This is a genomic window from Sphingomonas sp. SL1004 (assembly GCF_057815015.1).
In genome coordinates, this window is record NZ_JBYMUX010000001.1 from 2,792,044 (window position 1) to 2,806,174 (window position 14,131).

Here is a 14,131-nt window from a genome sequence, read left to right on the forward strand (position 1 = left end):
GCGAGCGGGCAGCGCCAGGCACGGCCGGCGGGTCGGTTCACCGAACCCGTCCGACGGCGGCTTTGCCGGCGGCGCTGAGTAGATGTCTACCGGATTACGAAGTGCGGTACTGCTTGATCCTGGGCCCCCGCCTTCGCGGGGGAACTGGGTAGGTAGCGCCGCCCGAACCCCACAGCGTCCGCAGCGAGCAAGGATGCCACCGCAAAAACCTGGCATCCTACTCCCTCTCCCCTCCGGGGAGAGGGTCGGGGGTGAGGGGCAGTTCCAGGCGCAACATTGCTTGGTTGCCCCTCACCCAACCCTCTCCCCAGAGGGGAGAGGGCTAACGCCCGTTCAAACTACGGCGCCCCAATCACCCGTCGCTGGCGCGCTCGATATCCGCGCCAACCGCCGACAGCTTCTCCTCCAACCGCTCATACCCGCGGTCGAGGTGATACACCCGACCCACCGACGTCTCGCCATTCGCCGCCAACCCGGCCAAGATCAAGCTCATCGAAGCTCGCAGGTCGGTCGCCATGACCTGCGCCCCGACCAGCTTGTCGACGCCGCGGACCATCGCGGTGCGGCCGTGGACCTGAATGTCCGCGCCCATCCGTGCCAGTTCGGGCACGTGCATGTAGCGGTTTTCGAAGATCGTTTCGGTCAGCATGCTGGCGCCGTCGGCCATACAAAGCATTGCCATAAATTGCGCCTGCATGTCGGTGGCGAACCCGGGGTACGGCGCGGTCGAGAGCGTCAGGGGTTGCAGCTTGCCGTCCGAGGCCACGCGCACGCCGTCCTTGGTCGGCGTCACCGACACGCCCGCCTCGACCAGCGCATCGATCGTCGCACCCATGTCCGGGATCGACACGCCAACCAGCTCCAGGTCGCCGCCGGTGATCGCCGCGGCGCACGCATAGCTGCCCGCCTCGATCCGGTCGGGCATCACTGCATAGGTCGCGCCGTGCAGCCGGTCGCGGCCTTCGATCGTCAGCGTCTCGGTGCCGATCCCGTCGATCGACGCACCCATCGCGACCAGGCAGTTGCACAGGTCGACGATCTCGGGCTCGCGCGCGGCGTTCTCGATCACCGAGGTGCCCTTGGCGAGCACCGCCGCCATCACGACGTTCTCGGTCGCGCCCACGGACACGATCGGGAAGCGGAAGCGGCCGCCCGGCAGGCGCCCGCCCGGTGCGATCGCCTTCACATAGCCTGCCGCCATTTCCAGCTCGGCGCCGATCGCTTCGAGTGCGCGCAGATGCAGGTCGATCGGCCGATTGCCGATAGCGCAGCCGCCCGGCAGCGACACCGTCGCCTCGCCGCCACGCCCGAGCAGCGGCCCGAGCACCAGGATCGACGCGCGCATCTTGCGTACGATGTCATACGGCGCCTCGGTCGAGGTCAGATTGCCTGCGCGGATCGTCATCACGCGACCGAAATCCTCGGGGCGCGTACCCTGGATCGCGGTCGACGCACCAAGCTGGTTGAGCAGATGGCCGAAACCGTCGACATCCGCGAGCCGCGGCAGGTTGCGCAACGTCAGTGGCTCTTCGGTCAGCAGCGCGCACGGCATCAGCGTGAGTGCGGCGTTCTTGGCACCGGAGATGGGCAAGCGCCCGGACAGGCGATTACCGCCGCGAATGAGAATACGGTCCATCCCGGGTGTCTATCGCGGCTGGCGTTCTGCGCAAGGGCTGCGCGCCGATCGGGCGACCGGCGGACGCTGGTTGGCGTCGAGCCACAACCCGGCCCCTGCGCCCGCGTCCGTTACGCTAAAGCCCCCCGCTTGATCGACTTTAATGCGCGGAAATCCCAGCTTTGCTCTGTAGTTCTTTAACATAGGGGACCGTTACAGAGTGCCGGACAGCTGCTTCGCCGATCGCGTCGGCGATCTCATCGACCTGTCGATGAACGAAAAGGCTGCGCTAGCGCGGTTGGAGGATCGCCCGCGAGACTTGCGTCGCGGTGCCGTCCTCGTGCGCGAGAATGATCCGCAGGCCGAACTCTTCATCCTGCAGCGCGGCATGGCGATGAGCTATGTGCTGCTCGACGACGGTAGCCGCCAGATTCTGCGCTTCCTCTATGCCGGTGACATGCTGGCAGTTTCGGCGCTCGTGTACCGTGATTCGCCCGAGACGGTGGTCGCGTTGACGGATTGCACGGTGTGTTCGTTCGATCGCTCGGCAATGACCGGGCTCGTCACCGATCACCCACGGCTGTCGGCGCTGATCATGGTCATGAACCAGATGGAGAAGGTGGCGCTGACCGACCGTCTCGCCGCGCTCGGCCGCACTTCAGCGAAGGCGCGGATTGCCGCGTTGCTGCTCGAGATGCGCAACCGGATGCGGATGCGCGATCGCGCGATGGGCAACAGCTTCACGCTCGGCCTTACGCAGGAGGAGATCGGCGACGCCACCGGGCTCACCGCGGTCCACGTCAACCGGATGCTGCGGCAGTTGGAAGAGGACGGCCTGATCCGCCGCGAGGCGGGGCGGGTGACGTTGCTCAACGAGACGTTGCTGGCGCAGGCAGCGAATTACATCGATCGGTTCGACAGGCTCGACCTACGCTGGTTGCCGCCCGCACGGTAACCTCTCGATCCTCCCCCGCCAGGGGAAGGCGCCTGGTTCTTGCCAGACGGAGGGGGAGGATACGAAGCAGGGGTGGCGCGTGCCTCCCCCTCCGTCACCTTCGGTGCCACCCCCCCCTGGCGGGGGAGGATCAGCAGACGGTTAGCTCAAGCCTTCTCCAGCGTGCACTGTAGCGGATGCTGGTTCTGCTTGGCGAAATCCATGACCTGCGACACCTTGGTCTCCGCCACCTCGTAGCTGAACGTGCCGCACACCCCGACGCCCTTCTGGTGGACGTGCAGCATCACCCGAGTCGCGGCCTCCATGTCCATGCGGAAGAAGCGCTGGAGACACAGCACAACGAACTCCATCGGCGTATAATCGTCGTTGAGCATCAGCACGCGGTACGGCGTCGGCTGTTTGGTCTTCGCGCGAGTCTTGGTCGCGATACCGGCGCCGGTGCCGTTCCCATCCTCGCCACCATCGTCGCGGCGCTCGGCCATCCGCTCGCCCGTCCTCTGGGGAGTCGTCATTTCAGGGGTCAAAAGCATGCTGCCAAAATATGGCATGCCGGGGGGCAAGAGCAAGGGGGCGCCCGCAAACCTCGCGCGAAAATCGCAAACGCAAAAGGGACGACCGTCGCGTGACGGCCGCCCCTTTCGTGGCACGCTATCCGAGGGCGGCGCGCGATCGACTTACGCCGAGATCTTCATCTTGTCGGTCGCGACCGCAACGCGGTTCGAGATCGGCTGGGCGAATTCGCCGAACATCTTGAGCATCCGCTCGGTCGAGCGCGAGCCCTCGGCGATCATCGTGTCGAACGCGGTGCGCGCATAATCGCCCTGGAGCTTCATGAACTCGGTCGGCGACTTGGCGGCGGCGAGCGTCTTGGCGGCTTCGGTCGCGCTCTCGAACGAGGTCTTGGCGTAGTCGGCCGCTTCCTGGCCAAGCGCCTCGACGTTCTTCGCGGCAATCTTCGACGATTCGACGAGCGCCTCGATGTTGCCCTTGCCGAATGCGACGAAATCTTCCGCCATCTTCGCCGACTTCTCCATCGCGCCCTTGGCCTGCTCGGTGTACTCGGCGGTGTTCGCGCCCGTGAAGAGGGCCTTGGTCTTCTCGGTGATGCTCTGGATCGTGTCCATCGTGGCGTCCTTTGTTTCGCTGGCAGGGATCCCCGTTGGCGCGGTGGCCGAAATCGGGGCGGGAATGTCGGTGTGCGGCGATACAAAAGCGGCCGCGAGAGGTTGAGGTGCCGGCGTCTTGGCGACCGGCTCGGGTGCCGGCTTCGCCGGCTTGGCGACGGTCCGGGCGGAGGCTTTGGCAGTCGCGGCCTTCACGGCAGCGACCGGCTTCGCGGCGGCGGCAAGCTTCGTACCGGCCTTGGCCGTCCGTTTCACGATATCCACCATCCACGCACCTCTCTTCGGAGTTATGTCGCGGCCTTTGTACACGATTCGTGGCGTCGCACAATTAAATTGTGCAGTGCACCATGACGTTCGCGTAAGGTAGCGCTACCGGCTCTTCACATAGTCGCCGGGCGCGTCGCCGATCGCTTCGAGGGGCCCCTCGCCGGGCAGCCGCGCACCGTCCGCGGACACCGTCTCGGCACCAAGCGCGCGCAACCATTCGACCCAGTCCGGCCACCAGCTTCCTTTGGTCTCCGTCGCACCGGCAACGAAGTCGTCGAGCGTCGTATGCGCGCCAGGATTGGTCCAGTATTGATACTTCCCCGCCGCCGGCGGATTGACCACGCCCGCGATATGCCCCGACCCCGCGAGCACGAACTTCAGCGGCCCGGCGAACAATTGCGTGAGTTTCCAGACGCTTTCGGCCGGCGCGATATGGTCCTCGCGCCCCGCCTGGACATAGCTCGGCGTCGCTACCTTGGTGAGATCGATCGGCGTACCGTCCACCGTCATCGTGCCCGTCACCAGCAGATTGTCGCGGTACAGATCGGTCAGATAGCTCAGATGCCATTTCGCGGGCAGGTTGGTGGTGTCGCCGTTCCAGTGGAGCAAGTCGAACGGCACGTAATCCTGGCCGAGCAGGTAATTCTGCGTGACGTAGTTCCAGATCAGGTCACGCCCGCGCAGCAGGTTGAACGTCGTCGCCATGTACCGCCCGTCGAGGAAACCCTCGGGCGACAGCGACGCGACCATCTTCAGCTGCTCGTCGTCGATGAAATGCTGCAGCTCGCCGGCCTGCGCGAAATCGACCTGGGCGGTGAAGAACGTCGCGCTCGCCACCTTTGCCGCTTCGCCGCGCGCCGCCAGCAATGCCAGCGTCGCGGCCAGCGTCGTCCCCGCCACGCAATATCCGATCGTATGCACCGCCGGCACCTCTAGCGCGGCACGAACCGTGTCGATCGCCTCGACCTGCGCGCCGACATAGTCGTCCCAGACCACGTCCTTCATGCTCGCATCGGCCGATTTCCACGACACCATGAACACGGTGATGCCCTGCTCAACCGCCCAGCGGATGAAGCTCTTCTCGGGCGTCAAGTCGAGGATGTAGAACCGGTTGATCCACGGCGGGAAGATGACGAGCGGCGTCGCCAGCACCTTCTCGGTGGTCGGGCTGTACTGGATCAGTTCGTAGAGCGGCGTCCGTTTCACCACTTTGCCCGGCGTCATCGCCAGGTTACGGCCGAGCTCGAACGCGCCGTCGGGCGTATGCGTCACCTGCCCGCGGGCAAGATCGGCCATCATGTTCTGCAGGCCTTTGAGCAGATTCTCGCCGCGCGTTTCGATCGTCTTCTCGATCACCTGCGGGTTGGTCAGCGCGAAATTGGTCGGGCTCATCGCATCGACGAACCCCTTGGTCGCGAACCGCAGCTGCTCCTTCTGCTTCGGGTCGAGCCCGTCGACCGCCTCGACGCCGCGGAGCATGTGGTCGCCGATCAGTTCGTAACTCTGACGGATCAGGTCAAACACGGGTTCGCGCCACTGCGGCGCCTTGAACCGCTTGTCGGTGACGGGCGCGGCCTCGGGCGCCTTGGCGGGATCGAGGAAGCGCTGCCACAAAGTCAGGCTCTCGGCCCAGAAATCGCGCGCGCGCTCCAGCGTGGCGGGGTCGGTGAAGCCGGGAATCGCGGGGATCGTCTCAGGCTTGGGCTGCATCGCGGCGAGCCCCTGCTCCATCATCATCTGCTGCGCACGCCCCATCACCCACGTCCAATGCTGGAGATCGGGCAGGGTCGGCGTGGAGGCGTCGGGAGGAGTATCGGCCATGGCATCCTCTGCTTTTTCGGGAGCTTAACGCAGACGCCGGCTCGGCGGAAGCATGGTCACATCGACGATTGGTGGTCGCAGGAAACTCAACGATCCTCCCCCGCCAGGGGGAGGTGGCTGGCCCTTGCCAGACGGAGGGAGAGGACACGGAGCAGAGGTTGCGCCGGCCTCCCCCTCCGTCAGCTTCGGTGCCACCTCCCCCTTGCGGGGGAGGATCGACGTGAAGCGAACCACGATACCCCAGCTTTCGTCCTCGCGACGAATGAGGCGGATGACGCCCCCGCTCACCTGCGGTACAGCACCCGCTCCTCCAGCTAGAGGCTGATCATGTCCGAAGACTTCTACCGCATCAAACGCTTGCCCCCCTATGTCATCGCCGAAGTGAACGCGATGCGGGCGGCGGCGCGCGCGGGCGGGGAGGACATCATCGATCTCGGCATGGGCAATCCCGACCTGCCGCCGCCCGAGCACGTCATCGAGAAGCTCGTCGAAGTCGCGCGCAAACCCAGCGCGCACGGCTATTCGCAGTCGAAGGGCATCCCCGGGCTCCGGAAAGCCCAGGCGAATTATTACGGCCGCCGGTTCGGCGTCGACGTCGATCCCGAGACCGAGGTCGTCGTCACGATGGGCTCGAAGGAAGGCCTTGCGAGTCTGGCCACCGCGATCACCGCGCCCGGCGACGTCGTGCTCGCGCCCAACCCGTCCTATCCGATCCACACCTTCGGTTTCATTATCGCCGGCGCGACGATCCGCGCGGTGCCGACGACCCCGGACGAGGCGTATTTCGAGAGCCTCGAGCGCGCGATGGCTTTCACCGTCCCCGCGCCGTCGGTGCTGGTGATGGGCTATCCGTCGAACCCGACCGCCGAAGTCGTCGACCTCGCCTTCTACGAGCGCGTCGTCGCGTTCGCGAAGAAGCACAAGCTGTGGGTGATCTCCGACCTCGCTTATTCGGAGCTGTATTTCGACGGCAAGCCGACCCCCTCGATCCTCCAGGTGCCGGGCGCGAAGGACGTCGCGATCGAGTTCACCTCGCTCAGCAAGACCTATTCGATGGCCGGTTGGCGGATGGGTTTCGGGGTCGGCAACAAGACGCTGATCGCGGCGATGACGCGCGTGAAGTCGTACCTCGATTACGGCGCGTTCACGCCGATTCAAGCCGCCGCCTGCGCCGCGCTCAACGGCCCGCAGGACATCGTCGAGCGCAACCGCCAGCTCTATCACAAGCGCCGCGACGTGCTGGTCGAGAGCTTTGGTCGGGCCGGCTGGGATATCCCGAGCCCCCGTGCGAGCATGTTCGCCTGGGCCCCACTGCCGCCCGCGCTCGCGCATTTAGGTAGCCTTGAGTTCACCAAACAATTGCTGACTCACGCGCACGTCGCCGTTGCTCCAGGCGTGGGCTACGGCGAGAACGGCGAGGGCTATGTGAGGATCGCGATGGTCGAGAACGAACAGCGGCTCCGCCAGGCGGCGCGCAACGTGAAGAAATATCTCCAGTCGATGGGCGTCAACACGCCCGCGCGTGGCGCCGGCTAACCCGCCAGCGTGGATATCAATCCGTTATATTCGGTAGCCGGCGTGCTCGTCGGCCTCATCGTCGGGCTGACGGGTGTCGGTGGCGGGTCGCTGATGACGCCGCTGCTGGTGCTCGTCTTCGGCTTCCACCCCGCTACCGCTGTCGGCACCGACCTGCTCTACGCGTCCGCGACCAAGACGGTCGGGACGACGGTGCATGGCTGGCGCGGCACGGTCGACTGGCAGGTCGTCCGCCGGCTCGCGACCGGCAGCGTCCCGGCGGCGATCGCGACGTTACTCGTGCTCAACCATCTCGGCGAGAAATCGTCCGACACCGGGCACGCGATCACCGTCGTGCTCGGGGTCACGCTGATCCTGTCGGCAGTCGCGACCTTCTTCCGCGGCAGGATCGTCGCGTGGCTGACGCCTCGGATCGGCACGGTTGGTGGTGAGCGCCAGGCGATGCTGACCATCCTGCTCGGCGCGGTGCTCGGCGTGCTCGTATCCCTCACCTCGGTAGGCGCCGGCGCGCTCGGCATGACCGCGCTGCTGATCCTGTACCCGACGCTGCCGATCAACCGGCTGGTCGGGTCGGACATCGCCCACGCTGTGCCGCTGACGCTGCTCGGCGGGATCGGTCATTGGATACTCGGCTCGGTCGACGTCGACCTGCTCGTGTCGCTGCTGATCGGGTCGATCCCCGGTATCATCGTCGGCAGCCTGATCGCGACGCGCGTCTCGGACCGCGTTCTGGTGCCGGTCCTCGCGACCGTGCTGGCGCTGGTCGGCGTGAAGCTGATCTTCTGAGATGCGGCCGGGTTTCGCCTTCTCGACGCGGTTCCGCGTGCGCTATGCCGAGATCGACGGCCAGCGCATCGTCTTCAACTCGCGCTATCTGGAATATGCCGACGTCGCGGTGACCGAATTCTGGGAATGGACCGGGATTGCGGAGGCGTTGCCGGAGATCTGGCCGACGACCGAGTTCAACGTGCGGCGTACCGAGATCGACTATCTGAAGCCGTTCCGCCTGGGCGACACGATCGAGGCGTTCGTGCGGATCGAGAAGATCGGGACGACAAGCCTCACCAAACGCTTCGAGCTGGCGCATGCGGAGACGGGTGAGTTGCACACGGTGATCACGATGGTCAGCGTACACGTCGACCTCGAGACAGGGCGGCCGCTGCCATTGCCGGATGCGATCCGGACGGTGCTGGAAGCGCTACCGACCTGATCCGTCACTCCGGACGTGTTCGGGGGTCGCGTGGATGCCGGAACGAGCCGGGATGAGGGCGGCTACTCCGCCGCCTCAGCCTGCACCCCGTCTTCAGCCACATCCCCGGGCAGCGCCCAGATCAGGTCGCCCTTGGTCAACACGCGCCCGTCATGCGACCGCACCGAGACGGGCTGCAACGGCCGCCGATCGCGCGCGTCGACCAGGATCGGGAACGCCGGCACGCACGTCTCCCAGCGCTCGCCCCATTGCCGGAGCGCGATCATCGTCGGAAGCAGCGCGAAGCCCTTGTCCGTCAGTCCATAGGCGATCTTGCGGCGATCCTCGGGGATCGGCTGGCGTTCCAGGATACCGTGCTCGACCAACCGCGCGAGCCGGTTCGCCAGGATATTGCGCGCAATCCCCAGTTCCGACTGGAACTCCTCGAAATGATGCAGGCCGTTGAACGACGCGCGCAGGATCAGGAACGACCAGCGCTCGCCCATCGCCTCCAGCGCGGCGGGGAGGCTGCATTCCAGCAGGGGTTCGCGCAGTTTGTCCAAGGCGTCTTCCTTATTGGAAAGCCGGTTTACCGCATAAATTCCCGAAGCGGAATGCTTGTCGACTTTTCAGTTGCAATTAAAGACCTATACCGATAGGTATCGATTAGAAACCTTTCAGGAGTCTATCGATGTCCGTCATCACCCGCGCAGTTCTGACCGCCGCTCCCGCCCTTGCGACAGGGTTCGCCGCGCTGATCGCGACACCGGTAACCGCACAGCTCCCGGCCAACTATTACGTCGCCGTCCCTGCTGCGGCGCCCGCATCCACGCGCCTGATCACCAACGGCACGCCGTGGCGCTGGGTGAATGCGGCGTTCGTCGCCAGCAAGGCGCCGCAGCGCGACGTGATCCTATGCGCCGCGGTCGCCAAGCGCGCCGGGCCGCTCGCCAGTTTCACGGTCGCGGGCAAGGCGTATGACGGCGAAGCACTGGCGTCGTGCAACAACCACGCGAAATAACGAGGAACTTGTTGCAAAGCGGCGCATCCCGGCCCCATCAAGGGGCTGTGCTGCGCCAATATGAACTGGTCGATCGCGTCCTCGACTACGATCCCGACGCCGACGAGGCGTTGCTGAACCGCGCCTATGTCTTCTCGATGCAGGCGCACGGGAGCCAGAAACGCGCGAGTGGCGATCCGTATTTCAGCCACCCGATCGAGGTGGCGGGCATCCTCACCGACCTGCACCTCGATGCCGAGACGATCGCCACCGCGATCCTCCACGACACGATCGAGGATACGGTCGCCACGCCCGAGGAGATCGAGCGGCTGTTCGGTGCCTCGGTCGCGCGCTTGGTCGACGGCGTGACGAAGCTCAGCAAGATCGAGGCGCAGACCGAGAACGAGCGCGCCGCGGAAAACCTGCGGAAATTCCTGCTGGCGATGTCGGACGACATCCGCGTGCTGCTGGTGAAGCTCGCCGACCGCCTGCACAACATGCGGACGTTGCATCACATCGCCAAGCCCGAGAAGCGCCGTCGCATCGCCAAGGAGACGATGGACATCTACGCGCCGCTCGCGGAGCGGATCGGCATGTACGAGTTCATGCGCGAGATGCAGTCGCTCGCGTTCGAACAGCTCGAGCCCGAAGCCTCCGAATCGATCAATCGCCGCCTCGAACAGCTTAAAAAAGGCGACGGCGACCGCATCGCCAAGATCGCGTCCGGGCTCAAGCTGGTGCTATCGCGCGCCGGGGTCGAGGCGGAGATTTCGGGGCGCGAGAAGCATCCCTATTCGATCTTCCGGAAAATGTCGGAGCGCCACATCAGCTTCGAGCAGTTGTCCGACGTGATGGCGTTCCGCGCGATCGTGCCGACCGAAGAGGATTGCTACCGGGTACTCGGGATCATCCACCAGCGCTGGCCGATGGTGCCGGGGCGGTTCAAGGATTACATCTCGACGCCCAAGCGCAACGGCTATCGGTCGCTGCACACCTCGGTGATCCACGCCGACAGCGCACGGATCGAGATCCAGATCCGCACCGCCGACATGCACGCGCAGGCCGAATTCGGCCTCGCCGCGCACTGGGCCTACAAGCAGCAGATTACCGGCAGCGACCGTCAGGTCAGCTGGATTCGCGACCTCGTCGAGATTCTCGACACGGCGGAGAGCCCGGAAGAGCTGCTCGAACACACGCGGATGGCGATGTATACCGATCGTATCTTCGCGTTCACGCCGAAGGGCGAGCTGATCCAGCTGCCCAAGGGCGCGACCTCGATCGACTTCGCCTACGCGGTGCATACCGATCTCGGCGATCAGGCGGTCGGTGCGAAGGTCAACGGCCGCGTCGTGCCGCTGTCGACGGTGATCGAGAACGGTGATCAAGTGCAGATCCTGCGCTCGAAGGGCCAGTCGCCACAGCCGCAATGGCTCAACGTCGCGACCACCGGCAAGGCGCTCGCCGCGATCCGCCGGCACCTGCGCCAGAAGGAGAGGGTCGAGCAGATCGCGCTCGGCCAGACCTTGTACGAGGATATCGTCACCCGCCTGCCCGCGCAGATCGGCACGGACGCGCTGAGCCACGCGCTCAAGCGATTGAAGCTGCCCGATGAATCGTCACTGATGGTGGCGATCGCGCGGCGGACCTTGTCCGACGCGGCGGTGATGGAGGCGCTGATGCCGGGCTCGGCGGGAGCGGACGTGACGCATGCGCTGGCGCCGCAATCGAGCGCGATCTCGATCAAGGGGCTCACGCCCGGCGTGGCGTACGACCTCGCGACGTGCTGCCACCCCGTACCGGGCGACCGCATCGTCGGGTTGCGCCGGCCCGATGCCGGGATCGAGGTCCACGCGATCGACTGCAAGGTCCTCGCCGAACTCGCGGAACGCTCGGAAAACGAGACCGACTGGGTCGACGTGGCCTGGGGCGACGAGACCGAGGGCGCCGTCGCACGCATATCGGTGATGGTGAAGAACGAGCCGGGCTCACTCGGTATCGTCTCGACGATCATCGGCGGGCACAAGGCGAACATCATCAACCTGCGCCTCGATACGCGCGACAAGAGCTTCCATACGAACGAGATCGACGTCGAGGTTCATGACGTGCAGCAGCTGATGCGGCTGATGGCGGGGCTGCGTGCGGCGGATGCGGTGCACACCGTGGAGCGGGTGTAGAGTTTGTTGCGTTTTGCTTCCCACATCTTTCAATGACGCCAGACAAACCCGACGCTAGACGGGAGCGATGAACCGTCCGTCCCTTTCAATCGTCGTCCCCTGCTATAACGAGGCAGCGTGCCTCGACATCCTGCACGCGCGCATTTCCGGCGCGGCGAAGGTCGCGGTCGGCGACGATTACGAGATCGTCCTGATCAACGACGGCTCGCGCGACGACAGCTGGCCGGTGATGCAGCGCCTCGCCGCCGCCGATCCGCGGCTGGTCGCTATCAATTTGTCGCGCAACCACGGACACCAGCTCGCGCTGACCGCCGGGCTGGACCTGTGCGCCGGCGAGCAGATCCTGATCATCGACGCCGATCTCCAGGATCCCCCCGAACTCCTGTCCGACATGCGCGCGGCGATGGCGGCAAGCCAGGCCGACGTCGTCTACGCGGTGCGTCGCCAGCGCGCGGGCGAAACCGTGTTCAAGAAAGCCACCGCTGCAGCGTTCTACCGCATGCTGACGCGGATGACCGACACGCCGATCCCGCTCGACACCGGCGATTTCCGACTGATGAGCCGGCGGGCCCTGGATGCGTTCCTCTCGCTCCCCGAGCAGGCGCGGTTCATTCGCGGCATGGTCGCGTGGATCGGCTTCAAGCAGGTGCCCTTCCCGTACGACCGGGCCGAACGGCTGGCCGGCGAGACGAACTACCCGCTGGCCAAGATGATCCGGCTCGCGTTCGATGCCGTCACCGGGTTTTCGACCGCCCCGTTGCGCTTCGCCAGCCATGCAGGTCTTGCGTTGACCGGCGTGTCGCTGTTGCTGTTCGTGTATATCGCGATCGGCTGGCTGTCGGGCAGCGCGGTTCAGGGCTGGACCTCGACGATGCTCGTGACCGTGTTCCTGGGTGCGGTGCAGATGTTCGTGCTGGGGATGATCGGCGAGTATCTCGGCCGGCTGTACGTCGAGTCGAAGCGGCGGCCGCTGTATATCGTCGCGGATGTGGCCGGGCCGATCCAGGGCAAGGCGACGTTGGGATTCCGCGCGGAGCCGGTGGACGTGGCGCGGTTGCATGACGCGTCCCTTCCCATCCGAACCGACTGACGAACACCGCTCACCCCGATTCTCGCACCACCCCGGCGAAGGCCGGGGTGGTGTTTTATGAAATTACAAAGCCTGCCCCCCTCCGTTCGTGCTGAGCGAAGTCGAAGCACCTGCGCGCGAGGCCTGTCCTTCGACTTCCGCTCAGGACGAACGGGTTAGGAAACGGGGAAGATCACGAGGCAGGGTTACCGCGGCACCGCCAACGTCACGATCGAAACCCCCGGAGTCATCGGTACGCGCCCCACCATATGGCGTTCCAGACGGAAGATCTTTTCGAACAGCGCATTCACCAGCTTCGGCGGCGGCGAATCGTCGCTGTCGTCACGCCCTGTCATCCGCCCGGCGATCCGCGCCGCCGCCGCCAGCGGGAATAGCAGCGAATTGAAATAGCCGAGCTTCTCCGGCTTCAGCCCGGCCGTCTCGATCGCGGCCTTCAGCGTCGCCTTTGAGTAACGCCGGTGGTGGTGGTTCACCACATCGTGTGCGCTCCACAGCCAGGCATGGGCCGGCACCGCGATCAGGATTTTGCCACCGGGCGCCAGGCAGTCGGCCATCGCCTTCAACGCTGCGACATCGTCCTGGATATGCTCGACCACATCCAATACCGCGATCAGGTCGTAATGCTTGCGTGGCACGCCCGGAAGTTCGGGCAAAGGCGCCGCACCGACTGGCTTGCCCAGTCGTTCGCTGGCGATCTCACGCGCGGCCGGGTCGATCTCGATCGCGTCGATCTCGCCGAACGCGGCGAGCATCGGCAAATTATGCCCGGTGCCGCAGCCAATCTCGAGGATCTTCGCATCCTTCGGCAATGCGCCATAGCGGGTCAGGTAATCGGCGAGGATGTCGCGGCGCGCGCGGTACCACCAGTGCGTGGAATCGTGGGCGGCCATGCGGTCGTAGACGATGCGGTCCATTAATTGTCGGCCATGTCAGTTGAAAACCCAGAGACGATTGAGCACGAAGCTCAGGATCGCGGCAAGCAGCACGGCGGGGACCAGCGGGATCCACGGGTGCAGGTGAAACAGCGCGGTGCCGATCCAGGTGACCATCGCGTTGAGCGCGAGCCCGGCGCCCTGCACGATCACGAACTTGACGTGCCGCCCTGCCCCCGGCTCCTTCGCATGCCCCCTGAAGCTCCAGCGGCTATGCAGGAAGAATCCGACGACGACTGCGACTGCGAACGCGAATGGCACGGCGGCAACCGCTTGGCGGGGCGGGAAGACGTAGGCGGTCAGCGGCAGGTAGACGAGCGAATATACCATGCTCGTAAAGCCGCCGGCGATGCCGAAGCGCACGAGCTGGCCGAGCACGCCGCTCGACCGCATCTGCTCCATGTGTCGCCAAATCGCCTGCATGCCCG

Annotated in this window: 14 protein-coding genes; 7 read left to right on the forward strand and 7 right to left on the reverse strand. The window is 65.4% G+C overall.

Translation table 11 applies throughout. The features are described 5' to 3' along the window. Positions 1-352: 352 nt before the first annotated feature. Positions 353-1,636 carry a UDP-N-acetylglucosamine 1-carboxyvinyltransferase gene (murA, locus tag AC3D24_RS12555; protein ID WP_489031107.1) on the reverse strand — a complete coding sequence of 428 codons (1,284 nt, stop codon included), beginning with the start codon at positions 1,634-1,636 and terminating at the stop codon, positions 353-355. Between the two features lie 250 nt (positions 1,637-1,886). On the opposite strand from murA, the gene AC3D24_RS12560 reads away from it, so the two are divergent. Then, entirely contained in the window at positions 1,887-2,570 is a 684-nt protein-coding gene (locus tag AC3D24_RS12560) for a Crp/Fnr family transcriptional regulator (protein WP_489033140.1), read from the forward strand. A 146-nt stretch (positions 2,571-2,716) separates the two neighbouring features. On the opposite strand, the gene clpS is transcribed toward AC3D24_RS12560, so the two are convergent. From clpS to AC3D24_RS12575, 3 genes are all read right to left on the reverse strand, one after another. After that, positions 2,717-3,052 carry an ATP-dependent Clp protease adapter ClpS gene (gene clpS, locus AC3D24_RS12565; RefSeq protein ID WP_353443345.1) on the reverse strand — a complete coding sequence of 112 codons (336 nt, stop codon included), beginning with the start codon at positions 3,050-3,052 and terminating at the stop codon, positions 2,717-2,719. A 192-nt stretch (positions 3,053-3,244) separates the two neighbouring features. After that, a complete protein-coding gene (locus AC3D24_RS12570) occupies positions 3,245-3,961 on the reverse strand; it encodes a phasin family protein (RefSeq protein WP_489031109.1) in 717 nt (238 codons plus the stop codon). Between the two features lie 102 nt (positions 3,962-4,063). Further along, on the reverse strand, positions 4,064-5,782 hold the full coding sequence (locus AC3D24_RS12575; protein WP_489031111.1) for a PHA/PHB synthase family protein: 1,719 nt from the start codon (positions 5,780-5,782) through the stop codon (positions 4,064-4,066). 327 nt (positions 5,783-6,109) lie between these two features. Between AC3D24_RS12575 and AC3D24_RS12580 the strand changes: the two genes are divergently transcribed. Genes AC3D24_RS12580 through AC3D24_RS12590 form a run of 3 tightly spaced genes read left to right on the forward strand, consistent with a single transcriptional unit; the run spans position 6,110 to position 8,528 of the window. Continuing rightward, entirely contained in the window at positions 6,110-7,318 is a 1,209-nt protein-coding gene (locus AC3D24_RS12580) for an LL-diaminopimelate aminotransferase (RefSeq protein ID WP_093398371.1), read from the forward strand. 9 nt (positions 7,319-7,327) lie between these two features. Further along, positions 7,328-8,104, forward strand: a complete 777-nt coding sequence (locus AC3D24_RS12585; protein ID WP_056053440.1) for a sulfite exporter TauE/SafE family protein — start codon at positions 7,328-7,330, stop codon at positions 8,102-8,104. A gap of 1 nt (position 8,105) precedes the next feature. Then, the gene (locus AC3D24_RS12590; protein WP_489031114.1) at positions 8,106-8,528 is read left to right on the forward strand and encodes an acyl-CoA thioesterase; all 423 of its coding nucleotides are present in this window, start codon (positions 8,106-8,108) and stop codon (positions 8,526-8,528) included. 62 nt (positions 8,529-8,590) lie between these two features. On the opposite strand, the gene AC3D24_RS12595 is transcribed toward AC3D24_RS12590, so the two are convergent. Continuing rightward, complete coding sequence (locus tag AC3D24_RS12595) at positions 8,591-9,013, reverse strand: winged helix-turn-helix transcriptional regulator (protein WP_489033141.1); 423 nt, start codon at positions 9,011-9,013, stop codon at positions 8,591-8,593. A gap of 185 nt (positions 9,014-9,198) precedes the next feature. Between AC3D24_RS12595 and AC3D24_RS12600 the strand changes: the two genes are divergently transcribed. The 3 genes from AC3D24_RS12600 to AC3D24_RS12610 all read left to right on the forward strand — a co-directional run bounded on the left by AC3D24_RS12600 (position 9,199) and on the right by AC3D24_RS12610 (position 12,771). Continuing rightward, positions 9,199-9,528 carry a CC_3452 family protein gene (locus AC3D24_RS12600; RefSeq protein WP_489031116.1) on the forward strand — a complete coding sequence of 110 codons (330 nt, stop codon included), beginning with the start codon at positions 9,199-9,201 and terminating at the stop codon, positions 9,526-9,528. 47 nt (positions 9,529-9,575) lie between these two features. Continuing rightward, positions 9,576-11,681 carry a RelA/SpoT family protein gene (locus tag AC3D24_RS12605; RefSeq protein ID WP_489031118.1) on the forward strand — a complete coding sequence of 702 codons (2,106 nt, stop codon included), beginning with the start codon at positions 9,576-9,578 and terminating at the stop codon, positions 11,679-11,681. Between the two features lie 67 nt (positions 11,682-11,748). Continuing rightward, on the forward strand, positions 11,749-12,771 hold the full coding sequence (locus AC3D24_RS12610; RefSeq protein WP_489031120.1) for a glycosyltransferase family 2 protein: 1,023 nt from the start codon (positions 11,749-11,751) through the stop codon (positions 12,769-12,771). Between the two features lie 185 nt (positions 12,772-12,956). Here AC3D24_RS12610 and AC3D24_RS12615 read toward each other — a convergent pair whose 3' ends face one another. Both AC3D24_RS12615 and AC3D24_RS12620 read right to left on the reverse strand, forming a co-directional pair. Beyond that, complete coding sequence (locus tag AC3D24_RS12615; protein ID WP_489031122.1) at positions 12,957-13,685, reverse strand: class I SAM-dependent methyltransferase; 729 nt, start codon at positions 13,683-13,685, stop codon at positions 12,957-12,959. A 15-nt stretch (positions 13,686-13,700) separates the two neighbouring features. Further along, entirely contained in the window at positions 13,701-14,126 is a 426-nt protein-coding gene (locus AC3D24_RS12620) for a GtrA family protein (RefSeq protein ID WP_489031125.1), read from the reverse strand. Positions 14,127-14,131: the final 5 nt, after the last annotated feature.

Bases quoted from the DNA above. Each gene is read 5' to 3' on its own strand.
- murA (WP_489031107.1), bottom strand. From the start codon at position 1,636: ATGGACCGTATTCTCATTCGCGGCGGTAATCGCCTGTCCGGGCGCTTG.
- AC3D24_RS12560 (WP_489033140.1), top strand. From the start codon at position 1,887: ATGAACGAAAAGGCTGCGCTAGCGCGGTTGGAGGATCGCCCGCGAGAC.
- clpS (WP_353443345.1), bottom strand. From the start codon at position 3,052: ATGGCCGAGCGCCGCGACGATGGTGGCGAGGATGGGAACGGCACCGGC.
- AC3D24_RS12570 (WP_489031109.1), bottom strand. From the start codon at position 3,961: ATGGTGGATATCGTGAAACGGACGGCCAAGGCCGGTACGAAGCTTGCC.
- AC3D24_RS12575 (WP_489031111.1), bottom strand. From the start codon at position 5,782: ATGGCCGATACTCCTCCCGACGCCTCCACGCCGACCCTGCCCGATCTC.
- AC3D24_RS12580 (WP_093398371.1), top strand. From the start codon at position 6,110: ATGTCCGAAGACTTCTACCGCATCAAACGCTTGCCCCCCTATGTCATC.
- AC3D24_RS12590 (WP_489031114.1), top strand. From the start codon at position 8,106: ATGCGGCCGGGTTTCGCCTTCTCGACGCGGTTCCGCGTGCGCTATGCC.
- AC3D24_RS12595 (WP_489033141.1), bottom strand. From the start codon at position 9,013: ATGGGCGAGCGCTGGTCGTTCCTGATCCTGCGCGCGTCGTTCAACGGC.
- AC3D24_RS12600 (WP_489031116.1), top strand. From the start codon at position 9,199: ATGTCCGTCATCACCCGCGCAGTTCTGACCGCCGCTCCCGCCCTTGCG.
- AC3D24_RS12610 (WP_489031120.1), top strand. From the start codon at position 11,749: ATGAACCGTCCGTCCCTTTCAATCGTCGTCCCCTGCTATAACGAGGCA.
- AC3D24_RS12615 (WP_489031122.1), bottom strand. From the start codon at position 13,685: ATGGACCGCATCGTCTACGACCGCATGGCCGCCCACGATTCCACGCAC.
- AC3D24_RS12620 (WP_489031125.1), bottom strand. From the start codon at position 14,126: ATGCAGGCGATTTGGCGACACATGGAGCAGATGCGGTCGAGCGGCGTG.